The organism is Burkholderia sp. Ac-20345 (assembly GCF_017104825.1).
In the GTDB taxonomy this organism is placed as follows: Bacteria; Pseudomonadota; Gammaproteobacteria; order Burkholderiales; family Burkholderiaceae; genus Burkholderia; species Burkholderia lata_B.
The window spans coordinates 1-23,489 of record NZ_JAAGPO010000034.1 but is presented as its reverse complement, the minus strand read 5'-3'; the positions used below and the strand labels follow the sequence as shown (position 1 = coordinate 23,489).

At 64.3% G+C, this 23,489-nt stretch carries 18 protein-coding genes and 1 pseudogene; 9 read left to right on the top strand and 10 right to left on the bottom strand.

All coding sequences use genetic code 11. The annotated features are described in order from the left end of the window. Positions 1 to 127: 127 nt before the first annotated feature. Genes G3O06_RS14855 through G3O06_RS14845 form a run of 3 tightly spaced genes read right to left on the bottom strand, consistent with a single transcriptional unit; the run spans position 128 to position 5,870 of the window. Entirely contained in the window at positions 128 to 1,576 is a 1,449-nt protein-coding gene (locus G3O06_RS14855; RefSeq protein WP_205816536.1) for an efflux transporter outer membrane subunit, read from the bottom strand. Further along, positions 1,573 to 4,731 (bottom strand): efflux RND transporter permease subunit, encoded by a 3,159-nt coding sequence (locus tag G3O06_RS14850; protein ID WP_205816535.1) that lies wholly within the window; start codon positions 4,729 to 4,731, stop codon positions 1,573 to 1,575. Before G3O06_RS14850 ends, G3O06_RS14855 begins: the two co-directional genes overlap by 4 nt. A gap of 11 nt (positions 4,732 to 4,742) precedes the next feature. After that, positions 4,743 to 5,870, bottom strand: coding sequence for an efflux RND transporter periplasmic adaptor subunit (locus G3O06_RS14845; protein ID WP_277403717.1), 1,128 nt, complete (start codon positions 5,868 to 5,870; stop codon positions 4,743 to 4,745). Between the two features lie 1,018 nt (positions 5,871 to 6,888). On the opposite strand from G3O06_RS14845, the gene G3O06_RS14840 reads away from it, so the two are divergent. After that, complete coding sequence (locus G3O06_RS14840; RefSeq protein WP_205816534.1) at positions 6,889 to 7,839, top strand: LysR family transcriptional regulator; 951 nt, start codon at positions 6,889 to 6,891, stop codon at positions 7,837 to 7,839. A 35-nt stretch (positions 7,840 to 7,874) separates the two neighbouring features. On the opposite strand, the gene G3O06_RS14835 is transcribed toward G3O06_RS14840, so the two are convergent. Beyond that, on the bottom strand, positions 7,875 to 8,534 hold the full coding sequence (locus G3O06_RS14835) for a TetR/AcrR family transcriptional regulator (protein WP_174986664.1): 660 nt from the start codon (positions 8,532 to 8,534) through the stop codon (positions 7,875 to 7,877). Positions 8,535 to 8,662: 128 nt separating this feature from the next. Further along, positions 8,663 to 9,229, bottom strand: a pseudogene (locus G3O06_RS14830) (porin); the annotation flags it as partial. On the opposite strand from G3O06_RS14830, the gene G3O06_RS14825 reads away from it, so the two are divergent. Beyond that, entirely contained in the window at positions 9,216 to 9,671 is a 456-nt protein-coding gene (locus G3O06_RS14825; protein ID WP_241019986.1) for an SDR family NAD(P)-dependent oxidoreductase, read from the top strand. The pseudogene G3O06_RS14830 and the gene G3O06_RS14825 overlap by 14 nt on opposite strands. Positions 9,672 to 10,150: 479 nt before the next feature. Here G3O06_RS14825 and G3O06_RS14820 read toward each other — a convergent pair whose 3' ends face one another. Then, the gene (locus G3O06_RS14820) at positions 10,151 to 11,017 is read right to left on the bottom strand and encodes an oxidoreductase (protein ID WP_205816533.1); all 867 of its coding nucleotides are present in this window, start codon (positions 11,015 to 11,017) and stop codon (positions 10,151 to 10,153) included. A gap of 46 nt (positions 11,018 to 11,063) precedes the next feature. Continuing rightward, a complete protein-coding gene (locus G3O06_RS14815) occupies positions 11,064 to 12,038 on the bottom strand; it encodes an oxidoreductase (protein WP_346779524.1) in 975 nt (324 codons plus the stop codon). Positions 12,039 to 12,133: 95 nt separating this feature from the next. On the opposite strand from G3O06_RS14815, the gene G3O06_RS14810 reads away from it, so the two are divergent. The 3 genes from G3O06_RS14810 to G3O06_RS14800 all read left to right on the top strand — a co-directional run bounded on the left by G3O06_RS14810 (position 12,134) and on the right by G3O06_RS14800 (position 15,187). Next, entirely contained in the window at positions 12,134 to 13,102 is a 969-nt protein-coding gene (locus tag G3O06_RS14810) for an AraC family transcriptional regulator (protein ID WP_205816532.1), read from the top strand. Positions 13,103 to 13,519: 417 nt separating this feature from the next. Then, a complete protein-coding gene (locus G3O06_RS14805; RefSeq protein WP_205816531.1) occupies positions 13,520 to 14,278 on the top strand; it encodes a glucose 1-dehydrogenase in 759 nt (252 codons plus the stop codon). 345 nt (positions 14,279 to 14,623) lie between these two features. Continuing rightward, on the top strand, positions 14,624 to 15,187 hold the full coding sequence (locus G3O06_RS14800) for a DUF2889 domain-containing protein (protein WP_205816530.1): 564 nt from the start codon (positions 14,624 to 14,626) through the stop codon (positions 15,185 to 15,187). Between the two features lie 100 nt (positions 15,188 to 15,287). Here G3O06_RS14800 and G3O06_RS49965 read toward each other — a convergent pair whose 3' ends face one another. Further along, a complete protein-coding gene (locus G3O06_RS49965; RefSeq protein WP_205816529.1) occupies positions 15,288 to 16,133 on the bottom strand; it encodes a LuxR C-terminal-related transcriptional regulator in 846 nt (281 codons plus the stop codon). 319 nt (positions 16,134 to 16,452) lie between these two features. On the opposite strand from G3O06_RS49965, the gene G3O06_RS14790 reads away from it, so the two are divergent. The 4 genes from G3O06_RS14790 (at position 16,453) to G3O06_RS14775 (ending at position 21,561) form a co-directional block, all read left to right on the top strand. Continuing rightward, positions 16,453 to 16,941, top strand: a complete 489-nt coding sequence (locus tag G3O06_RS14790; RefSeq protein ID WP_205816528.1) for a cupin domain-containing protein — start codon at positions 16,453 to 16,455, stop codon at positions 16,939 to 16,941. 22 nt (positions 16,942 to 16,963) lie between these two features. Further along, positions 16,964 to 18,430, top strand: coding sequence for an aldehyde dehydrogenase (locus G3O06_RS14785; protein WP_205816527.1), 1,467 nt, complete (start codon positions 16,964 to 16,966; stop codon positions 18,428 to 18,430). Between the two features lie 48 nt (positions 18,431 to 18,478). Then, a complete protein-coding gene (locus tag G3O06_RS14780) occupies positions 18,479 to 20,113 on the top strand; it encodes a GMC family oxidoreductase N-terminal domain-containing protein (protein WP_205816526.1) in 1,635 nt (544 codons plus the stop codon). Positions 20,114 to 20,190: 77 nt separating this feature from the next. Next, the gene (locus G3O06_RS14775; RefSeq protein ID WP_205816525.1) at positions 20,191 to 21,561 is read left to right on the top strand and encodes an MmgE/PrpD family protein; all 1,371 of its coding nucleotides are present in this window, start codon (positions 20,191 to 20,193) and stop codon (positions 21,559 to 21,561) included. Between the two features lie 6 nt (positions 21,562 to 21,567). Here G3O06_RS14775 and G3O06_RS14770 read toward each other — a convergent pair whose 3' ends face one another. Then, positions 21,568 to 22,662, bottom strand: coding sequence for a potassium channel protein (locus tag G3O06_RS14770; protein WP_205816524.1), 1,095 nt, complete (start codon positions 22,660 to 22,662; stop codon positions 21,568 to 21,570). Between the two features lie 82 nt (positions 22,663 to 22,744). Next, positions 22,745 to 23,489, bottom strand: a 745-nt coding sequence (locus G3O06_RS14765; RefSeq protein ID WP_205816523.1) for an FAD-binding oxidoreductase, incomplete at its 5' end; no start/stop codon positions are given.

Below are 23,489 nucleotides of genomic sequence, written 5' to 3'. Positions count from 1 at the left end.
GCTCGCCTGTCACATCGCAGCGGCCCGGCAAGGGCATGCGATCGCGTGCCCCGGGCGTCGGGGCACGCATCCTGAATCACCGAACGGGCCGGGCCCGTTGCGGTGCCCTGCTTCACGTCGCCGCCGGTCAACCCGGCGGATGCGCGGCCCGATCGGTCGACACGTCGGCTTTCACCGTCCGGTCCTGCCAGCCGCCGCCCAATGCGCGGTAGAGGTCGACCGTGTTCGACATCCTCGCCAGCCGGACCTTCACGAGATTCTGCTGCGCGTCGTACAGCGAGCGCTGGTTGACGAGCACGTTCACGTACCCGTCGACACCCTCGCGATAGCGTACGTCGGACAACCGGTACGCCGACTGGCTCGCGTCCACCAGCAGGCGCTGGGCCGTTTCCTGCTGCCCCCAGGTCGCACGCCCGTCTAGCGCGTCGGAGACTTCGCGAAACGCCGTCTGGACCGCCTTCTGGTACGTCGCGACTTCGATGTCGCGATTGACCTTCGATACCTCCAGGTTCGCACTGTTGCGCCCGTAGTCGAAGATCGGCACGCTGATCGTCGGCCCGAACGACCACGCGGCGCTGCCGGGATCGAACAGGTTGCGCAACGACGCACTGGCCGTGCCGCCGCTCGCCGTCAGCGAAATGCTCGGGAAGAACGCGGCGCGGGCGGCGCCGATGTTCGCGTTGGCCGCCATCAGCTGATGCTCGGCCGCCATGATGTCCGGCCGCCGCGCAAGCAGATCCGACGGGAGCCCGGCCGGCAGATCCTCGTCGAGCCGAACCGTCGCCAACGACTCGCGCGACAGCAGTGCGTCGTCGAGCGGCGCACCTACCAGCAGCGTCAGCGCGTTGATGTCGGTCCGCACCTGCCGGTCGTATTGCGCGAGATTCGCTTCCGCGGCACGCACGGTCGTCTCCGCCTGACGCAGGTCGAGCAACGACGACGTGCCGTTCCGGTACCCCGAATCGACGATCTTCAGCGACGCCCGCTGGCTGGCGAGCGTGTCGGCCGTCAGCGCCTTGATATCCTGGTCGGCCTGCAGCGTCAGCCACGCCGTGGCCACCTCGGCGATCAGGCTGATCCGGGTCGCCTGGCGCGTGGCCTCGGTCGCCAGATACGTCTGCATCGCCTGCTCCGTCAGGCTGCGGATCTTGCCGAACAGGTCCAGCTCGTACGACGCGACGCCCCCGACGTTGTAGGACCGCGTGACGCCGGCCTGCCCTGACGTCGACAGGTCCGACGGCAGCCGCTGGATCGACCCGGACGCGCTGGCCGACAGCGTCGGCAGCAGGTCCGCCCGCTGGATCCGGTACTGCGCGCGCGCCGCTTCGATGTTCAGCACGGCCACGCGCAGGTCGCGGTTGTTTTCCAGCGCCATGCCGATCAGCGTCTGCAGGTGCGGGTCGGTGTAGAAGTCGCGCCAGCCGACGTCCGCGGCCGACGGCTTGCCGGCGTCGTCCTGCGCGGCCGTCGCGTACTGCGCGGCGACCGACGGGTCGGGACGATGATAGGTTGGGATCATCGTGCAGCTCGCCATCAGCAACGCTGCGGGCAATACCGCGAGTTTCAGGATCTTCATGCGGTCACCTCGTCAACCTTGTCGATGTCGTCGGCCTTGTCGGCCTTGCCTGTCTTGCCGCGCGAGAACAGGCCCGTCACCAGCACATAGAACAACGGCACGTAGAAAATGGCCAGGAACGTCGCGGTCATCATCCCGCCGACCACACCCGTACCGACCGAGTGCTGGCTGCCCGAGCCGGCACCGTTCGAGATCGCGAGCGGCAGCACGCCGAGCACGAACGCCATCGACGTCATGATGATCGGGCGCAGCCGCAGCCGTGCCGCCTGAACGGCCGCCTGCATCAACGACATCCCTTCTTTTTCGTACAGCTCCTTCGCGAACTCGACGATCAGGATCGCGTTCTTCGCGGACAGGCCGACCGTCGTCAGCAGGCCCACCTGGAAGAACACGTCGTTCGTCAGGCCGCGCGCCAGCGTCGCAACCACGGCACCGATCACGCCGAGCGGCACGACCATCAGCACCGAGAACGGCACCGACCAGCTCTCGTACAGCGCGGCAAGACAGAGGAACACGATCAGGATCGACAGCGCATAGAGCGCCGGTGCCTGCGAGCCCGACAACTGTTCCTCATAGGACAGCCCCGTGACCGCCAGCCCGAATCCGTTCGGCAACTGCGCCGCGATCTTCTCGATCTCCTGCATCGCTTCGCCCGAGCTGTGGCCGGCTTTCGGCTGGCCCTGCAGTTCGACGGCCGGAATGCCGTTGTATCGCTCGAGCTTCGGCGAACCGTATTCCCAGTGCCCAGAGGCCACTGCCGAGAACGGCACCATCTGGCCGCTGCCGTTGCGCAGATACCATTTGTAGAGATCCTCCGGACCCACGCGCGCATCCGGCACGCCCTGGACGTACACCTTCTTCACGCGGCCGCGATCGACGAAGTCGTTCACGTACTGGGAACCCCAGGCGGCAGTCATCGTATCGTTGACGTCGGCGATGCTGACCTGCAACGCACGCGCCTTCTCATCGTCGATATCGATGTGGAACTGCGGCTCGTCGTTCATGCCGTTCGGGCGAACGTTGGCCAGCAGCGGGTTTTCATGCGCGAGCTTCAGGAACTGGTCGCGTGCCGCCATCAGCGCGCCGTGGCCCTGACCGTTACGATCCTGGAGATACACGTCGAAGCCCTGCGAGTTGCCCATTTCCATGATCGCCGGCGGCACGATCGGAATCACGATGCCGTCCTTGATCTTTGCAAAAGCCGCGCCAGCGCGCTGCGCCAGGCCGAACACGCTCGTATCGCTACCCTTGCGCTTCTCCCACGGCTTGAGCGAGACGAATGCCAGCGCCGAGTTCTGCCCGCGTCCCGCGAAGTTGAAGCCGTTCACGGTGTAGACCGACTCGATGACATCCGCCTCGTCCTTCAGCAGGTAGTCGCGCACCTTGGTCAACGCGTCCTCGGTCCGTTCCGCCGACGCATTGCCCGGCATCTGGATCTGGACGAACAGCGTCCCCTGGTCTTCGTCCGGCAGGAAAGCCGTCGGAATGCGCGTGAACAGGAAGCCCATGCCGACCACGATCAGCAGGTAGATGACGATGTAGCGCCCCTTCCTGCGCAGGATCGACGCGACGGCATTTTCGTAGCGGTCGGTACCGCGGTCGAACGTCCGGTTGAACCACCCGAAGAAGCCCTTCTTCACGTGATGATCGGCATCGCCCGGCTTGAGCATCGTCGCGCACAACGCCGGCGTGAACACCAGTGCAACCAGCACCGACAGCGCCATCGCCGACACGATCGTGATCGAGAACTGGCGATAGATCACACCCGTCGACCCGCCGAAGAACGCCATCGGCAGGAACACGGCCGACAGCACCATCGCGATGCCGACCAGCGCGCCCTGGATCTGTCCCATCGACTTGCTGGTCGCTTCCCGCGCGCTCAGCCCTTCCTCGGTCATCACCCGCTCGACGTTCTCCACCACGACGATCGCATCGTCGACCAGCAGGCCGATCGCCAGCACCATGCCGAACATGGTGAGCGTGTTGATCGTGAAGCCGAACGCGGCGAGCACGCCGAACGTGCCCAGCAGCACGACCGGAACCGCCAGCGTCGGAATCAGCGTCGCGCGGATGTTCTGCAGGAACAGGTACATCACCAGGAACACGAGGATGATGCCTTCGATCAGCGTCTTGACCACTTCGTGAATCGACGCGTGAACGACCGGCGACGTGTCGTACGGAATGACGATCTTCACGCCCGGCGGCAGCAGCGCTTCCTGTTCCTTGAGCAGCTTCTTGACGGATTCCACCGTCTCGAGCAGGTTCGCGCCGGTCGCCAGACGCAGTGCGATACCGGCCGACGGCTTGCCGTTGTACATGCTCGAGATCGAGTAGTTCTCCGGCCCGAGGCTCACGGTCGCGACGTCGCCGAGCTTGACCTGCGAGCCGTCGGCATTCACCTTGAGCAGGATCTGCTTGAACTCGTCGGCGGTACGCAGGCGCACCTTCCCGATCACGGTCGCGCTCAGTTCCACGCCGCGCCGCGTCGGCAAACCGCCGAGCTGGCCCGACGACACCTGGACGTTCTGCGACCGGATCGCGTTCGTGACATCGAGCGGCGTGAGCGAATAGCTGTCGAGCTTCGCCGGGTCGAGCCAGACCCGCATCCCGTACTGCGAACCCATCAGCAGGTAGTCGCCCACCCCTTTCGTTCGCAGGATCGGATCCTGGAGGTTCGACGCCAGATAGTTGCCGAGGTCGCCGCTCGACATTTTCCCGTCTTCGGAAACGAGCGCCGCGACCATCATGAAGTTGATCTGGTACTTGACGACGCGAATCCCCTGCTGCTGCACTTCCTGAGGCAGAAGCGGCGTCGCGAGCGACAGCTTGTTCTGCACCTGGACCTGTGCGATATCGGGGTTGGTGCCCTGGTCGAACGTCGCGACGATCGTCATACTGCCGTCGGCATTGCTTTCCGACGACATGTAACGCAGCCCGTCGAGGCCGTTGAGCTGCTGCTCGATCGGCTGGACGACCGTGTCCTGAACCGTCTGCGCGGACGCGCCCGGGTAACTGACCGTGATCGACACCGCGGGCGCCGCGATGTTCGGATACTGGTTGATCGGTAACGACCGGATCGCCAGATAACCGGCCAGCATGATGACGATGGCGATCACCCACGCAAAGATGGGCCGCCTGATGAAGAACTGTGACATGCGCGCTCCGACTAGCTGCCGTTTGCCGTGGACGGCGCGGTGATGCGCGCGTCACCCAGGTCGACATGGACGTTCGTCGCGGGCGCCGCGACGACCTTCATGCCGGGCTGCAGTTTCTGCACGCCTTCGGTCACCACGCGTTCGCCCGCATTCAGCCCGGAGCGAACGAGCCACGTATTGCCGACCGTCCGGTCCACCGCGAGCTGCTTCAGTTGCACCTTGCCGTCGGCACCGACGACCCAGGCCACCGGCGTGCCCGTCGTATCGCGCGTGATGCCCTGCTGCGGCACCAGGATCGCGTCCCGCTTGATGCCCTCGTCGAGCTTCGTGCGCACGAACATGCCCGGCAGGATCTGGTGATCCGGATTCGGGAACTGGGCACGCAACGTCACCGAGCCCGTGCCTTCGTCGACGCTGACTTCGGAGAACTTCAGCGTGCCGCCATGCGCATACGACGTGCCGTCCTCGAGCAACAGCCCGACACTGGCGGCCCCTGCGCTGACGGTCTGCAACTGGCCGTCGGCGAGTTCCTTGCGCAGCCGCAGCATGTCGGACGACGACTGCGTCACGTCAACATAGATGGGATCGAGCTGCGTGATGACGGCCATCGACTGAGCCTGGCCGTTCGTGACCAGCGCGCCTTCGGTCACGAGCGAGCGGCCGATGCGCCCGGCGATCGGTGCGTAGACCTTCGTGTAGTCGAGGTTGACCTTCGCGGTATCGAGATCGGCCTGCGCCTGGCGGTACGAGGACACCGAGTCGTCGTATTGCTGACGGCTCACCGCGTTGTCGGCAAGCAGCTTTTCATTGCGCTCGGCGAGATGCTGCGCCGATACCAGCGCGGCACGCGCCTTCTCGTACGCGGCCTTGTACGGCGCATCGTCGATCTGGTAAAGCTGCTGCCCCTGCTTGACATCTTCGCCTTCGACGAAGAGCCGCCGCTTGATCACGCCGTTGACCTGCGGGCGCACTTCGGCGACACGCCACGAATTCGCGCGACCCGGCAACAACGACTTGAGCGTGATCTCCTGCGGCTGCAGCGTGACCACGCCGACCTCGGGGACGGCCGCCACCGCGGCTTCCTTCTTCTGGCATCCGGCGACGGCCATCGACCCGACCACGACACACGTCGCAAGCAAGGCACTTCTCTTGGGAATGATCATCCGGTACATACAACATCCCTCACTGTTCGTTTCATGTTTCTCACTCTCAACGTTGCGAATCCGGCCGCCACGGGGGAAGCCCCTCCGTGCTCCGGGCTGAACGACAAGTCCGGTTCGTCTATCGATATGGGCCCCTGCCCGGCGCATCCGCCATCGCGACATGCATACGATCTGCCGCGCGCAACCTCGAATCGGCAAGCCGCACCGGATTCGACGATTTCTGCGCACAGCATGAATCCCACCCATTCAGTAGGTGTACTGATCTATAAGAAAGGACGTGAGCGGTCCCGGACATCCCGCCCGCTCACGCACCACCCGCCGCAACGATTCACCCGTGCAAATGACGCGTGCGATGCGACGGGGCGTCCACCCGACGTGGTGGGCACGCAACCCGGGCTGACGGGCGCCTGTCGTGCCGGGGCGGAAACACAGCGCGCTGCGCGCTATCCGTCCCCGATGGCCGGAATCCTCATGGTCGAATTTTATTCATCACTTGTTGATTTAATGCGATGGTAGGGCATCCGTCGTGACGCTGTCAACCGTTCGATCGTCACGCCATGCGATTGACGGTACGCTCGTGGCGACGTCAGGCCAGGCGCCAGGCGGCTCTCACGAGGACGAACAGGCAGCAGCTAGAAGTGCCACTCAGATCGGGGCAACGAAACACCAGATGCTCGTGCAGATGGGGAATTTCAGCGATTGAACCGCCCGGATGAACAGTCGGCATCGAATCCGGCACGCGTGTCGACAGGATTACCGCCCGCCCATGACGCCGGCTCGATCGACGCGATAACACGCAGTGGATGGCATGACGATGTGAAGCGGTCGAGGGCACGCTTCACGCAGGATCATTTTTGCGATATCATTTTATTCAACACATGTTGAATATTGTTGCAGACGATGCCGACGACCGTTCCCATGCACAAGCCGCGCCCATCGATTGAAAGGTGCGACATGCCCGGGACGGAAACGACGCCTGAACCCGGAAAGCGAAATGGACAAACTTCAATCGATGCGGTCGTTCGTACAGGTCGTGAACGACGGGAGCTTTATCCGTGCAGCCACCCGCCTCGGCATCTCTCAAATGATGATCAGCCGTCGTGTCAACTGGCTCGAGGAACAACTGGAAAGGCGCCTGCTCGTCCGCAGAACGCGGAGTGTGTCGCTTACGGATTTCGGGAAGACGTACTACACGCGTGTCAGCGGCATTCTCGCGAAGCTCGACGAAGTCGAGCACGCGGTAGCGGTGCCGACGCAAACGCCGTCCGGAACCCTGCGCGTAGCGGTCTCCGTCGGCCTGTCGCTGCGGCACCTGTCGTCGTGCCTGCGTGACTATTGCGATTCGTATCCGGAGGTACTTCCGGTTCCCGTGCTGGTCGATCGCCCTGTCGATCTCGTCGCAGACGGATACGATGCCGGCATCGTCGACCTGTCGTCGTTGTCATGCACGAGCCTCGTCGCACGCGCAGTCTTCAGCGCGCCGCTCATCGCCGTTGCATCACCCGGCTATCTTCAGCGGCGCGGTGACCCGACGCGCCCGGAGGAACTGGCCGAGCACGCGTACCTCGCGATCTCGGGCCCCCACCGCGGAAAATCCGAGCTTCAACTGGACAGTGCCGACGGCACCGTGACGGTCACCTGCAACCCGGCCTTCGTGGCCAACAATATCGATTTCCTGATGCAGTTGGTCCTGTCGGGCGCAGGAATCGCGTTGATTCAGCCCGCACTGGTTCAGCGGGAACTCGAGCAAGGCACGCTGAAGCGCGTCCTTCCGGATCACTGGGCGACCGCGCCGACGTTCGGTATCGTCTACCCCAGCCGTCGCCACTTGCCCGCCAAGGTACGAACCTTCATCGACCACCTGCTGGCGACGTTCGACGAATCGGCAACCGCACCGCACTGCCCCGCACCGGCTCAATACCAGGCCACCACGGTTGTCGCGTGACAGCCACTGCCCGCCCGGCATCCGGACGCGCCAGGCTATCGCAGCAGCCCCATTGCGATATCCAGCACACCTTGCTTGAATTTTTCCGGTTGCTCCGGCAGCGTCGAAAACTTCTCGAGCACGTGCCCGTAAGAGATCGTATTGCTGATCGAATTCACGATCATCGCGTGCAACAACTCGGGATCGTGAGGCTTCATCTTGCCGGCTTCGATTGCGTCCTCGAGAAGCGGAATGAGTGCGTCGCGATAGGGGCTGATCAATCTTTCCACGAGTACGTTCAAGCGCTCGCCGTGCTCCGTCGTGGCAGTCGAAAGAAACATGCCGATATCCGGATTTTCGAACACGCTGTCGGTAAGGAGTGTCAATGCCTGCCTGATCCGTTCGATCGGCGACATCCGGCTGTTGCGCAACTGGTTCGTGGTCTCGATCAACTGCGCCAGCTGCGCGGCCAACTGGTCGACGACCGCGGTCCACAGCCCTTCTTTCGATCCGAAATGATGTGCCATCAATGCAGGATCGACGCCCGCGAGACCCGCAATCTCCCGCACGCTGGTGGCAGCGTAGCCCTGCTTGGCGAACCGCTGCCGCGCACATCGCAGCAGCGAATCGAAACCCACATGCGCAGTGCCGGACGGACGCCCCCTGGTACGTTTGGCAGTGGGCTGGCGCTTGGCCGAAGTGTCGGAGCTGGGCATGCTGGAATAGCGTCGAGGGCGGGAAGATGTCGAAGTATACCAAGCGCATGTTGAGCGCCCAAGGCGATGATCGCTCGAACGCGCCGCGATCGCTCACCCGGACATCCCCGCCACGCCACCCCCACCGTTCAGAAGAAATGCCGGATACCGATATCCGCACCCACGGTCGTCCCCTGGACCCCATACAGCGCCCCGTCGGCCGAAATGCCGGTATTCATCGTGCCGTGGTTGTTCACGACAGCGACTTGCGCGTAGAGCGCGGTGCTTTTCGACAGGTTGTAGGTGGCCCCGGCGGCGCCCATGATGGAATGATTCGCCGTGTGGTTCCGGTCACTGGTGAAATAGATGCCGCCGTTGAGATTCAGCTGCGGTGTGACATAACTGTCGAGCCCCGCACTGTAGACGTTGGAATCGTACGATTGCGCCACCTTGTAGTTGACGAACTGCGCCTTCGCCGTGACGATGCCGAAATTGTAGGTTGCACCGATCGCACGCCCCCAGAATGCGACCGTTGTCGGGATCGGCGTCGACACGGTACCGCCACTGTTGCCGGAATTGACTCCCGCACTGATCAGGAGATTCCCGACCGTGTATTTCAGGCTCGCCGAATACTGACGGCCGGCCTGGAAATTCCCGGCTGCTCCACCCAGTGCCAGCATCGCCTTGCCCTGCAAGCCGGCGATGGTCGGGCTGGTGGCCTTTCCCGGTAGCGGCCTGTACAACGCGTCCAAGTTTGCGCTGGAAGGTTTCACCGAGGCGCTGCACCACGAAGTCAAGCCGTTCGGCATCCGCGTGACGCTGGTCGAGCCGGGCGCGTTCCGCACCGGCTTCGCGGGCAGCGCGGCGATGAAGGCCGAACGCCGGATCGCCGCCTACGCGCCACTGGATGCCGGGATGGACGAGTACTACACCACGCAGAACGGCCAGCAGATGGGCGACCCGGTCAAGGGCATGCAGGTGGTCGTCGACATGGTGGCTGGCGACACCGCGCCGGTTCGCCTGATGCTGGGCGAGGACGCCTACCAGCTGTGGGACGGCGCCGTCGCGTCGCGCAACCGCGATCTCGGCGCATGGCGCGCACGTGGCGAGGACACGGCTATTCCGGGCGCCGTGAAGAACACCGCCCAGGCACTCTGAGAGCGTTGAACCCTGCCCGGCCGATTCGCGAATGCGGGTGCCGGCAGGGTCGACTCGACGTGACGATCGCCTCGGGGCAGCGTCCCGGCGGGTTGTGCGATCCGGCGCACGACGTCGAAGCGATCCTCGATGGCTACACCGCGTTTTCATCCGCGCCGTGAAAAGCCGGTGCGCTGCCTCCCGTCGTCAAGGCGCTGCCGTATGTCGCGATCGACATATCGACGACGTACCGATTCGAGCCCGGCGTACGCATTCAGACGCGCAATCCCCTTCGCTATCGCGCAACGCTGGCGCAAGTGCCGCAGGTCATGCAACGCGTGCGCTGCGTCGACATGCAGCGCTCTTTGCCGGATGTCCGTCACTTGCAATCCGCTACGCCTGCGTCGGTTTGACCGGCGGAATTCCTGCCGGTCATCCTGACTGAAGAGGGGCCGGTCGACCACATCGACCGGCCCCTCTTCCTTCGCACTGCGAGCGCGTTACAGCCGGATTTCCTCCAGTTCGGCACCGTCGAATGCGGTGTCTTCGCCACTTGCCCGCCAGCTGTCGATATCCTGAATCCGCTTGGCGATGGTCGCATCCCAGATCGAGAACGCATCCCGGCCCAGCATCAGGCGCACGGGCGGTGCGTCGCTTGCGACGACTTCCAGCATGCGCCGCGCGGCCTTGGCGGGATCGCCCATCTGCTTGCCGGCGGAGTGCTCGAGATAAGCTTCGAACGGCTCGACCATGGGCCGGTAAGCATCGATACGCTGCACGGGCCGCATGTTGACGCCGCCCACGAACTCGGTGCGGAACGCGCCGGGTTCGACCAGCGTGACGTGAATGCCGAGCGGCCTGGCCTCGATCGCCAGCGCTTCGGTCCAGCCCTCGATCGCGAATTTCGCTGCGCAGTACGGGCCCGCGGCGTTCATCGACACCAGCCCCGCAATGCTGCTCACGGTGAGCACGTGACCGGAGCCCTGCGCGCGCATCTGCGGCAGCACCGCGCGGGTCATCTCGGCAGCGGCGAAGAAATTCAGCTCCATCTGCTCGCGCAACTGATCGAGGCTGAACTCCTCGCAGGCACCGGCCACCCCTCGACCGGCGACGTTGGCCAGCACGTCGATGCGACCGAAGCGCGCCAGCGTGTCGGCCACGGCCTTGTCTCGTGCTGCGGCGTCCGTCACGTCCACGGCCAGCGGCAGCACGCGATCTTCATGCCCCTGCGCGATGGCTTGCAGTCGATCCAGACGACGGGCGGTGACGGCAATGCTGTCGCCGTTGGCGATGACGGCCTCGGCCAGTGCCTTGCCGAAGCCAGACGATGCACCCGTGACCAGCCAGACTTTTGGCTTCTTGCTCATATCGATTCCTTTGCAATCCTGATTCAATGAACGTGAACGTATGCGCTCAAGCGCCGCCGATCGGCGTCAATTGCGCGTCGTCGTAGGCCGTGGCCTCGCCCTTCTCTCGCCACGCGGAAATATCGGTATCGCGCGCGGCGGCCGTCTTTTCCCAGAGCTGATACGCGTCGGCGCCGAGCATCAATCTCAGCGGCGGCGTATCGCTGTCGACCGCTTCGATCATCAGGCGCGCGGCCTTGTCCGGGTCTCCCGGCTGCCGGCCGCTCTCGCTCTCGATGAACTGCAGAATCGGCTCGACCGTCGGCCGGTATGCGTCGATGGTCTGGTCCGGCCGCATGATCGCCGCGCCATTGAATTCCGTACGGAAACCACCCGGCTCGACGATCGTCACCCGGATGCCCAGCGGCCCGACCTCCTGATGCAGTGTCTCGCTCCATCCTTCGAGCGCGAATTTCGCCGCGCAATAGAGTGCGCAGGCCGGAATGGGCGCGAGACCCGCGATGCTGGTCAGGTTGAGGATGTGCCCGGCGCCCCGTGCGCGCATATGGGGCAACACTTCCCGCGTCAGCTCGACCGGCGCGATGAAGTTGAGCTCCAGTTGTTCGCGAAGCTGCTCGCCCGAAAACTCTTCCGCCGCACCGCACGATCCCCTGCCCGCGATGTTCGCGAGCACGTCGACGCGCCCGAAGCGCTCCAGCGCCGCACGGACGGCCCGCTGCCGCGCGTCGGCGTTCGTCACGTCCATCGATACCGCCAGCGCACGATCGCCATGCCGGCCGACGATCGCGTCGAGCGCATCGCCCCTGCGCGCCGCCAGCACGGCGCTGTCGCCGGCGGCCAGCACCGCTTCCGCCAGCGCCCGCCCGAATCCAGACGACGCGCCGGTAATGAACCACACCTTGCTCATGAACCTGCTCCTTGCCGTGTCCGCCCACCATCGGGCTGAAGGAGCGTGCAACGACTGCCGCATGACAATCCGGGCCCCAAGCCCGGCGCTCCAGGGACAGAAGGAGATCGGCACGCCGCCTCCTTCGATGCCCCAAGATTAGCGGTTGAACCTTGGACACTCCATACGATAAAGTCTTTCATTCTTTGTAGATCGTCCAGGAAGCCGCGATGGATCCCCTTTCAGACGTACTCACGCTCCTGAAGCCGCGCAGCCAGTTCTACGCGTCGCTCGATGCGGCGGGAGACTGGTCCTTTTCGTTTCCGGCCAATCCGGGCATCAAGTTCACCGCCGTGGTACGCGGCAGCTGCTGGGGCATCGTCGACGACCTTGCCGAACCCGTACGCTTCAACCCGGGCGACTGCTTCCTGTTGAACAGCGGCCGTCGTTTCGTGCTCTCGTCCGATCCCGCACTGCCGCCTGCCGACAGCCAGCCGGTCATGGACGCCGCGGCCCGCGATGGCGTGGCGGTCTGGAACGGCGGCGGCGAAGTGCTGCTGATCAGCGGGCGCTTCGACGTTTCCGCGAGCCACGCCGCGCCGTTGTTCGACACGCTGCCGGCGATCGTCAATGTCCCGAGCGCGACGGGTCATGCGGAAGTGCTGCGCTGGTCGCTGGAGCAGCTTGCCGAGGAAGTCCGCCAGGAACGACCGGGTTCGGCGCTGATGGCCACGCACCTCGTCCACTGCATGCTGGTGCAGGTACTGCGGCTTCACCTGGAAACCTCGACCAACCTGTCTCCCGGCTGGTTCCTGGCGCTGTCCGACCGGCAGATCGGTGCGGCCATTCGTGCGATCCATGCCGATCCGGCCCATCCGTGGACGCTCGCGGAACTGGCGAAGATCGCCGGGATGTCGCGTTCGGGCTTCGCGCAACGGTTCAAGGAGCTGGAAGGCGGGACGGCCATCGGCTATGTGACACGCTGGCGCATGCTGACGGCCGCGAATCTCCTGCGCGACGGCGACCAGAGCGTCTCGTCGATCGCCTTCTCGCTCGGCTACGAATCCGAAAGCGCGTTCAGCACGGCGTTCAAGAGGACGATGTCCTGTTCGCCGCTGCAGTACCGGCGCCAGTCCACTCCGTCCGAAGAACGTCGCGACGTAGCCGGCGCGCAGTCGTCCCGGTCGTCCGATACGTAACGCAGCTGCCCGATGACGTGCGGCGACTCGTCATCCGCTTCTGCGCTCCGAGCCGACATCAACCACCACCGAGCGATGGCGATTCGGCAACCCGATTCCATCGCGCGGAACAAATCGACTGCGACACGCTGCGATTCGGGCTCGTCGAAGCGACAATTCTAAAAATGCGAATTTACGGGGCAACTCGATGCGGATACGCTGCACAAGCACTCGATTGCCCCGGACGTAACGCGATATCCGTGTTCGCTACCTGAGCGGCCACCATCCAGTCGACTGCACGACTGACATCGCGCGGCTCACCGGGTCACGGCGCACACCGGACGTTACCTGCGGCAGCTGCCTCGAGTCGCCCTGTTTTCTCGATAAGCAGTCCTGCATGAAAAACGGATTCAAGAACAACATTTCCAGGAGACTTGAATGAATCGAATGCTCGGAAAAACCGTGATCATCACCGGCGCTGCCAGCGGCATGGGCGCCGCCAGCGCACGACGTCTCGCGCAGGAAGGTGCGAATGTCCTGGTCACGGATATCCGCGACGATGGCGCCGCGCAGGTTGCGGCCGAAATCCGGGAACAAGGCTTGACCGCGGATCACGCCCGGCTGGACGTCACCCGGGAAGACGATTGGCAGGCCGCCGTCGACAAGGCGCTGGCGCAATGGGGGCAAGTGAACGTTCTCGTGAACAACGCGGGATTGCCCGGCACGCCGGAAACCTGGGACCAGGCCACCCTCGACGGGCTGAGCCAGCTGATCGCGCTGAACCTCAACGGCCAGTTCCTGGGCATCAAGGCGGTCCTGCCTCACATGAAGAAGGCGGGCGGTGGATCGATCGTGAACATGTCGTCGATCGCCGGGATGATCTGTTTCCCCAACCTGCATCCCGGCTACGGTGCATCGAAAGGGGCGAACCGTCTCCTGTCGAAAGGTGCCGCGGTGGATCTGGCAACGTTCGGCATTCGTGTGAATTCCGTGCATCCGGGCCTGATCCATACCCCGCAGAGCGCGTATTTGTTCGAGGATCCCGAGATCGTGAAGGCCGTCCTTTCCAAGATCCCGCTGTCGCGCCCGGGCAAGCCCGAGGAAGTCGCGAACGTCGTGCTCTTTCTCGCAAGCGACGAGTCGTCCTACGTGACGGGCTCGGAACTGGTAGTCGACGGCGGTTATACGACGCTCTGATGTCGCTGGCGGCCGCCCGCTGCTGGTAAGCATGCCGGCCGCCCTTTCCGCGCCGAATCGCCGGAGTCACGCGCACAAGAAGGCTTCCATGAAGGCAAAGCGACAATAGCCGCTGGCCGGCACGCCCTTTCCGTTCGCCGCTCCATTGCGCTCCAGCCTAACGGAAGGTAGGTTAAAATCGCTCCCGCGGCACGAAGCTCCGCACCGGTCGCGATATCTATCCATCAACGTAGCTTCGCCCCCCGCCACGTCGCGGTCGCACATGCACCGCGATCGCCGTTCGCCAAACCATCGATGCCCGCTCAACGCAACGCACACCCGCCCTGCTCCGAAGGAAATGACGAAATGAAGCTGCCTCCTCCCCAACCACGACAGATGTTGCACGAGCGGCGCGTCATTACCCGGGGTTTTCTACGCGACGACGGCCTGTGGGACATCGAAGGAGAAATCGTCGACGAAAAGGGCTACGACAGTGTGGATCGTGAACGCGGCACGCTGCCCTCCGGCACGCCGTACCACAACATGTGCGCAAGACTGACCGTCGACAACGAACTGAAGATTCACGAAGTGGCCACGTCGATGCCCGCGACGCCATTCTCGTATTGCCCGGGCGCGAACGATCCCACGCAGTTGCTCGTCGGAAAATCGCTGACGCGCGGTTTCAGGCGTGCAGTTGACGACACCCTCGGCGGCGTGCGGAGTTGCACGCACCTGAGAGACCTGATCCTGTCGATGGCGACGACCGCCTACCAGACGATCTTCTCGTATCAGTCGCAGTTCATGCCCGACCAGGTCGACACGACGTTCGGCAACGACACGCTGCCGTTCTTCATCAACCGTTGCCGGACGTGGGCGGAATCGACGCCGGTCGTCGCCAGGTACTATCCGAAGTACTACCGCAAGCCCTGACCGATACCTGCGCCGTGGCGAATCCGTTCGGCGTTCCCGCGCCGATCGATTCGCCGTTCGGAGGCACGGCCATATGACGCGCCGTGAAAGAGCAGGACGACTAGTTCGGCTCCAGGTAATGCCCCACCGTGCCATACAGATCCATGTACCAGATCACCAGGTCGCGAAAACCACCGATCCCGAAACGCTGATAGAAGCGGCGCCGATAGCAGACGACCGTATCCGCACTGATTCCCAGGTCCAGTGCGATGCCTTCCGTCGACAGGCCGTAGAGCATGCGCGCGGCCACCTGGCCTTCGCGCTTCGGAAAATTCTCGCGGCACAGCGACAGACACCTTTCGATGACGGGCAGTGACGTCAGCGCCCTGGACATCGCCTGTTTTTCCAGTTGCAACGCGTAATGCCGCGCCACCATCGGAAAGGCCACCTCGCCGAGCAGGCGCAATCGATGCTCCTCGTCCGCCGTAAAGCGTCCGCGTACCCGTGACCGGATGCCGGCCAGATAGAGCCGCCCGGACGGACTGTCGCCAATGGCGATGACCCGCTCGCCCACGTCGACGAACTCGTAAAAATCCCGCATTTCCTGGCTCTTGGTACGTCCGGTATCGAAGCGAAAGACGGCCGGGCCGTGCTCGATGTCATGGTCGTAGCGGGAAAACTCGGAATCGAAGCGCCACACTTTCTGATCGATATAGCGTTCGCTCTGCTGCTCGGCTCTTCCGGTTCCGCTCGCGCAAATGGATGCAACGATCTGCGGTTCGTCGACCGTGCCGCGAAAGATATGCACCTGGTCGACACCAAGCGCCTCGACCAGCAGCCGCGTCACCTCGACTTCGAATGTCGGACGCCCGAAAGAAGCCAGCAGGCTGTTCCACTGGAAGCCGGTACTCCATCGCAAGTCCTTCGCCATCGCTGAAGAAGCGGACCTTTCTACCTTGGTACCCACGTCTGTCTCCATGATTCGTTCGAGTCATGTCTTTCCGAAAAGAATAGCATTCCAGCGTGCCGACATAGACATCACGTCGCTCTCCGTTTCGCTGTAGTCGCGTCTTTCCCGGGACACCCGGCAGGCAAGTTGCCGCGTATTCGGCTCAACGAAACCGGTCACGCAGAGGCAATACGAACGACGACCTAGGGTATTTGCGCCCCCTCGGCAGGTAGCAGACATGCGCTGCCTCACCCGATAGCCTTCTCCCATCCGTTCCGGATTTCCAGAACCGATCGATCGCCGATCGGAAATTTTCGCTGCGTATCAGGAGAAAACAATGGCATTCACCCATCGCCGCATCGTCACGGGCCTCGACAACGAAGGCAAGTCCTGCGTGGTATCCGACAACACGTTGAACCGGATTCCCGCGTGCCAGGGCGTTCCGGCCGTGATCTGGAAAACGGACGGCTATCCGGTCAGCAACGCCGGCAACGACGAGGCGGCGGCGCCGTTCGGGACGGACACCTTTTCCAGCTCGACCTTCTTCCTGCTGTTTTCTCCGTCCGCATCCGATGCGCCGTCGGCCTGGCATACGACCGACACGATCGATTATGTCGTTATCCTGAGCGGCAAGGTGCTCCTCGAACTCGAAACGGGTAGCGTGGAACTCAAGGCAGGCGACCTGATCGTCGATCGCGGGGTCAAGCACAGCTGGCGCGAAACCGGCGGCGAGCCGGCCACGCTGCTGGCCGCGGTCGTCCGCGCCGAACCGCTCGGCGCGGGCGCGAGCTTCGGCGACAACTTCGACCAGTACATCAAGGGCTGAGCGCGACGGGAGGAGAACAATCATGATCTGGGAAGGCCGACACGACCGGCTGTACATCGATGGAGCGTGGGTCAACCCGGACTCCACGCACTTCGTCGATCTCGTTTCACCGCTGACCGAGGAGAAGATGGCCAGCGTCATCTCCGCGTCGATAGTGGACGCGGATGCCGCCGTCGCCGCTGCGCGTCGTGCATTCGACCACGGCCCGTGGCCACGCATGTCGCTGCACGAGCGAATGGACGTGATGGCCCGGTTGCGCGAGTTGCTGATCGAGCATGAAAGCCTGATCGCGCACCTCGTCACCGAGGAGATGGGCTGCCCGATCTCGATCTCGCGATGGATGCAGGCGGGCGGGCCCGTCAGCATGCTGGGCATGTTCCTCGAGGTGGCGCCGCACTATCCGTTTTCGCAGGTGCGCACCACGGCGACGGGCAATGGCCTCGTGTTACGCGAACCCCTCGGCGTCGTCGCCGCTGTCGTGCCATGGAACGCACCGCTGCAGATCGCGGTCATGAAGCTCGCCCCGGCGCTGCTGGCCGGGAACACCGTCATCCTCAAGCCCGCGCCCGAAACGCCGCTCGATGCCTATCTGCTGGCCGAACTCGCGCAGAAGGCCGGTTTGCCGAAGGGCGTGCTGAACCTGCTCCCTGCCGACCGCGAGGTCAGCGAGTACCTCTGCATGCATCCGGAGGTGGACAAGGTGTCGTTCACGGGTTCCAGCGCCGCCGGCCAGCGCCTCGGGGCGTTGTGCGGAAACGAGATCAAGCGCGTCACGCTGGAACTGGGCGGCAAATCGCCCGCCGTCGTGCTCGACGATGCCGATATCGGAAAGGCGGTGGAGTCGCTGCGGATGGGCTCGCTGCGCAATTCCGGCCAGGTGTGCAGCAACAAGACGCGGCTGCTCGTCTCGAAACACCGCAAGGACGAACTGATCGACGCGTTCGTCGAGATGGTTCGCTCGATGCCGGTCGGCGATCCGTTCGATCCGCAGACCCAGATCGGGCCGCTCGTCAGTGCCCGTCAACGCGACCGGGTCGAAGGCTATATCGCGAAAGGCAAACAGGAAGCCCGGCTCGTGCTCGGCGGCGGCCGGCCGAAGGGGCTCACGCGCGGCTGGTTCGTGGAGCCCACGATCTTCGCCGACGTCGACCAGGATGCGGTGATCGCGCAGGAAGAAATCTTCGGCCCCGTGATCTCGATCCTGTCCTTCGACACCGACGACGAAGCCGTGGCCATCGCCAACAACTCGGCCTATGGACTGCACGGTGCCGTGTTCTCCGCCGACACCGAACGGGCGGTGAATGTCGCCAGACGCATCCGGACCGGTGCGATCGATATCAACGGTGCCAGCGCGGGCTATCACTCGCCGCTCGGCGGCAGGAAGAAGTCCGGGATCGGCCGCGAGGCCGGCATCGAAGGCTTCGATGGCTATGTCGAAATCAAATCGATCGGCTTACCGGTCAGTCATGCAGAACAACTGTCGACCTGAAGCCGCCCCGGCTAGATGAAGCCCTTCCCGGGCACAAGGAAAACGCGCATGGAAATTTATGACTACATCGTCGTGGGTGCCGGCTCGGCGGGCTGCCCTGTTGCCAGCCGCCTGTCGGAAGATCCGCAGAACCGGGTGTTGCTGATCGAGGCAGGCGGGCCGGCCGACAATTTCTGGATTCGCTCGCCGGCGGGCATGGGGCGGCTGTTCCTGGAAAAGCGCTACAACTGGTCGTATTTCACCGAAGCCGGCCCGCAGATTCACGACCGCAAGATCTACTGGCCGCGCGGGCGCACGATGGGCGGCACCAGCGCCGTCAACGGCATGGTCTATATCCGCGGCAATCCGCTGGATTACGAACGCTGGAAAAGCCTCGGCAACGACGGCTGGGGGTGGGAAGACGTGCTGCCCTACTTCAAGCGTTCCGAGTCCAATGCCCGGGGCGCCAGCGCATATCACGGCGCAGACGGCCCGCTGCGGGTTTCCGATCCCGTTACCCGCAGCCCCGCGATCGAGGATTTCATTCGCGCCGCCGACAGTATCGGCATTCCGCATATCGAGGATCTCAACGCGCCGCCTTACGAGGGCGTCGACTTTCAGCAGCATACGATCCGCGACGGACGCCGCGAGACATCCTTCAACGCCTTCATCGAGCCTCACCTGCAGCGCCGCAACCTGACGGTCCTCGGCAATGCGCGCGTCCTGCGCGTGGTGATGCAAGGCAGCGTGGCGACCGGCATCGAGATCCTGCAGAACGGCGAGCGGCGCATCATCGAGGCTGCGCGGGAAATCGTGATCTCGGCAGGCTCGCTCAATTCGCCTCACCTGCTGATGCTGTCGGGCATCGGCGACGGCGCGAAACTGCAGGCCAGGGGCATCGACACGCGCGTGGACCTGCCGGGCGTGGGACAAAACCTCCAGGACCACTGGTTTGCGCCGATGATCTGGAAAGTCACGCCGGGCAGCTCGTATAACCAGCGTCTTTCCGGGTTGCGCAAATATGTCGAAGGTGCGCGCTATCTGCTGACGCGCACCGGCGTCCTGGCGATCTCCGCGTCGCAAGGCGCGGCCTTCGTGCGCAGCTCCGCGGAGATCGGGCAGCCCGATCTGCAACTGGTGCTGCGGCCCCTGTCCTACACCTTCCATCCGAAGGGCGCCGTCATCGTCGACAGCTTCCCCGGCCTCAGCGCCGGCGTGGTGCTGCTCAATCCGGCTTCGCGCGGCTGGGTCGACCTCGCCTCTCCCGATCCGCTCGAAGCGCCTGTCTTCCAGCCCAACTATCTGGCGGCACCGGACGACGCGATCCGCACGCTGCGCGGCGTGCGCCGGATGCGCGAAATCATGGCTGCCCGGCCGATGGCCGAGCGCGTCGTCGAAGAGATTTCGCCGGGCCCCGGTGCCACCACCGATGAACGCTTGCTCGAGCATCTCAAGACCATCGGCAATTGCGGCTGGCATCAGGTCGGAACCTGCAAGATGGGTGTGGATGCGATGGCTGTCGTCGACGCGCGGCTCCGGGTTCATGGCGTACAGCGCTTGCGCGTCGCCGACGGCGCAATCATGCCGACGATCAACGCCGGCAACACCAACGCGCCCTGCATCATGATCGGCGAGAAAGCGGCCGCCATGATCCGCGAAGACGCATTGCCGCGCCGCGAAACGAGCGGGACGCCCACGCGTTGACCCCATCGCCACGCCGCCCCGCGAACCCCGAAACCAGGAAAACCGCTCACTGCATGCGAGATTGCGAAATGCCTGACATGACTCTCTCCGAACAACTCATCCAGTTCTCCCGTCAGCTCGATTTCTCCGACATCCCCGCCGACGCATTGGCCAACGCCAAGCTGCATGTGCTCGACACGATCGGCATCTGCCTCGCCGCATCGCAAGACGACACGGCCCAGGCGGTCAAACGAGCCATGGCGCGCATCGGCACGCACCCGGAATCGTCCATCATCGGCGGCACGGGCAAGTTTTCCGCTGCCGCCGCCGCGCTGATCAATTCCAGCGCAGCCCACGGGCCCGACTTCGACGATACGCATCAAGGTTCGGTGATCCATATCAGTTCGGTGGTCGTGCCCGCGAGCCTCGCCGTCGCGGAATCGGTCGGCGCTAGCGGAAGGGATTTCCTCACTGCCGTCGTCTCCGGTTACGAAACGACGACGAGGCTCGGCATGGCCGCGCCCGGCATCTTCCACATGAGGGGCTACCACGCCACGTCGCTGGTCGGGATCTTCGGCGCGGTCTTGATCGCCGGCAAGCTGAGCCGCCTGGACGCCGGCGTGCAATGCAATGCGCTGGGCATCGCGGGGAGCCAGGCGTCGGGCATCCTCGAATGCCTGAATGCGAAGTCTTCGCTCAAGCAGATTCAGCCCGGGTGGGCGGCGTACAGCGGGATCATCGCGAGCATCCTGGCGCAGGAAGGCGTCACGGGCCCGAACACCGTGTTCGAGGGGCGATACGGCTTCTTCAATTCCTTTCTGCCGGAGGGCAACTACGACCTGAAAAAGGCCGTAGCCAATCTCGGGACCACGTGGGAAGTGAACGACATCGCGTACAAGCTGTACCCCTGCTGCCATCACACGCAGGCGTTTCTCGATTGCGTGAAGGAGATCCGCCAAGCGAATCCGTTTTCGCTGGATGACATCGACGAAATCGAATGCGTCATTTCACCGATGCAGGCGGAGCTTCTTTGCCACCCGCGGGAAGATCGCTACGAGCCGAAAACGGCGTACACGGCGAAGTTCAGCCTGCCTTATGTCGTGTCGGTGATGTTGCACCGGGGCAAGGTCGGACTCCGGGAGTTCAGCGACGAAACCATCAAGGACGACAGCATCCTGAAGCTGGCCCGAAGGCTGAAATTCACGGAGTCCGACGATACCGGCTATCCCGGTTCATTCCCCGGGTGGGTCAGGATCAGGCTGAAGGATGCCCGGACCTTCGAGCATCGGATGGTGGCCAATCGCGGCGCGCAGGCCAACCCGGCGAGCGAGGCAGAAATCATCGGCAAGTTTGAAGACAACGCGTCGATCGCGTTGCCTCGCGACAAGGTGCATCAGCTCAAGGCGCTGGTGATGGATATCGAGCATGTTCCTGACGTGCGGGCGCTCGCCGCGTGCACATCGATCTGAACACGCTCAAATATCCGGATCAGGAATCCGCGCCGACTGGATCACGACCAGCGTATCCCCCGCCTCGATCCGGCACGGCGGATCCTCGTAGAACGAAAAGATCTTCCCGCATCGATCGAGCCCGACGACGATCGCGCCCGGCACGACGTTCGTCATGCAGCCGATCTCCTGCGGCATCGCCTCGCGCTCCAGCAGCGTCGCGCGGCCGCGGGTCGACAGCATGTCGTTCACGAACGGCACGATATAGCGGCTGTGCACGGCATCTGCGAGCAGCAGCGCGCCGATCTTCGTCGACGACACGATCACGTCGGCGCCGGCCTGCCGCAGTTGCCGCTGGTACAGGTTCTCCTGGATCCGCACGACGATCTTCGTATCGGGCGCGATGCTGCGCACCGACAGCGTCAGCAGGATCGCGGTCGGATCGTCGGTCACCGAAATGATCACGGCCTTCGCTTCGCGCACCTGTGCCTGCTGCAGCAGATCCTCGTGTGCGGGATCGCCGAGCAAGCCCGCCACGCCGAGCGACGTCGCGGCCTCGATCGCCTGCTGCTGCGAATCGATCACGATGAGCGTCGCCGGATCGACACCGCTTTCGAGCAGTTCGCGCACCGCGATCGACCCCGACAGGCCATAACCGCATACGACGATGTGATCGGACAATTGCTTCTGCAGGCGTTTCATGCGGAATTCCTCGATGACGCGCTGGATCACGAACTGATACGCCGTGCCCAGGAAAATGAACCAGATGACGATGCGGATCGGCACGATGAAGAACGCATCGATCAGCCGCGCCCGCGCGGTGACGGGCACGATGTCGCCGTAGCCCACCGTCGCGACCGTGACCATCGTGAAGTACACGAGATCGGCGACGGTCATCGGCGTGCTCTTGGTCGAATCGCGCAAGCCGTCGCGATCGAGATACAGCACGAGGAACGCGAGCGTGCACAGCAGCACGACCGCGCCGATACGGAACAGCAGCGTGCGCCGCGGCGACGTCGCGGGGCGCGTGAACAGCGTGCGCGCACGCGGCGCCTGCCACGGATTGCGGGCGCGACGCAGGCGTGAGCGCAACGAGCGGCGCTGGGCGGAGGGCGAAGCCAACGGGGAATCTCCTGAAGGATGCGGGCTCGATTCTACGATGGGTCGGCCGCGACCGGCCGACGTCATCGCGTCGATTCGTCCGTTACAGCATGCTGCGCGGCCGCACCATCGTTCCATCGACGAAGCGCTGCGCGCGAAACGCCGAAAGGTCGAGCGACGGCGCGCCCGTGTCGATCCATTCGGCAAGCAGCCGCCCGACGATCGGCCCCATCGCGAAACCGTGGCCGCAGAACCCCGTCGCAATCGCGAGCCCGGACGGCGTGCCCGGCGCATCGATCACCGGAATGCCGTCGGGCAGCACGTCGATCAAGCCGGCCCAGGCCTCGACGATCTGCACGTCCTTCAGCGCGGGGAAGATCGCCTTGAGCTTCGCGAGCGCGCGCGGCGCATGCGCGCGATTCGGCTGCGGCTGCGGATCGCGCGGCTCGATCGGCCCGGCCGCGCCGTTGATGCGGGCAAGCGCCTCGCGCCACGCAGCCCCGTTCACGTGCAGCCGGAATTTGTCGCGCTGCGACCAGAATTCCGGCCAGAACAGGCTCAAGCCGCGCAGGTGGCCGAGCGTCAGGTCGACGTCGACCTGCATGTCGTCGGCAAGATTGATCGCGCCGTTCTTGCGCTGCCGGATGCCGAGGCCGTGGCCCCACACCGTCGACGCCGACACCGGCGGCACCACATTGGTGCGCATGCAGGTGCCGCGCACGGCCTGCTGCGGCAGCCGGATGCCGACGCCGTCGAGCAGCCGGAAGCTGGTCGCGCCGGCCGCGCAGATCACGCGCCGCGTGCGAATCGTGCCGCGCTCGGTCACGACGCCGGCCACCGCGCCGCCA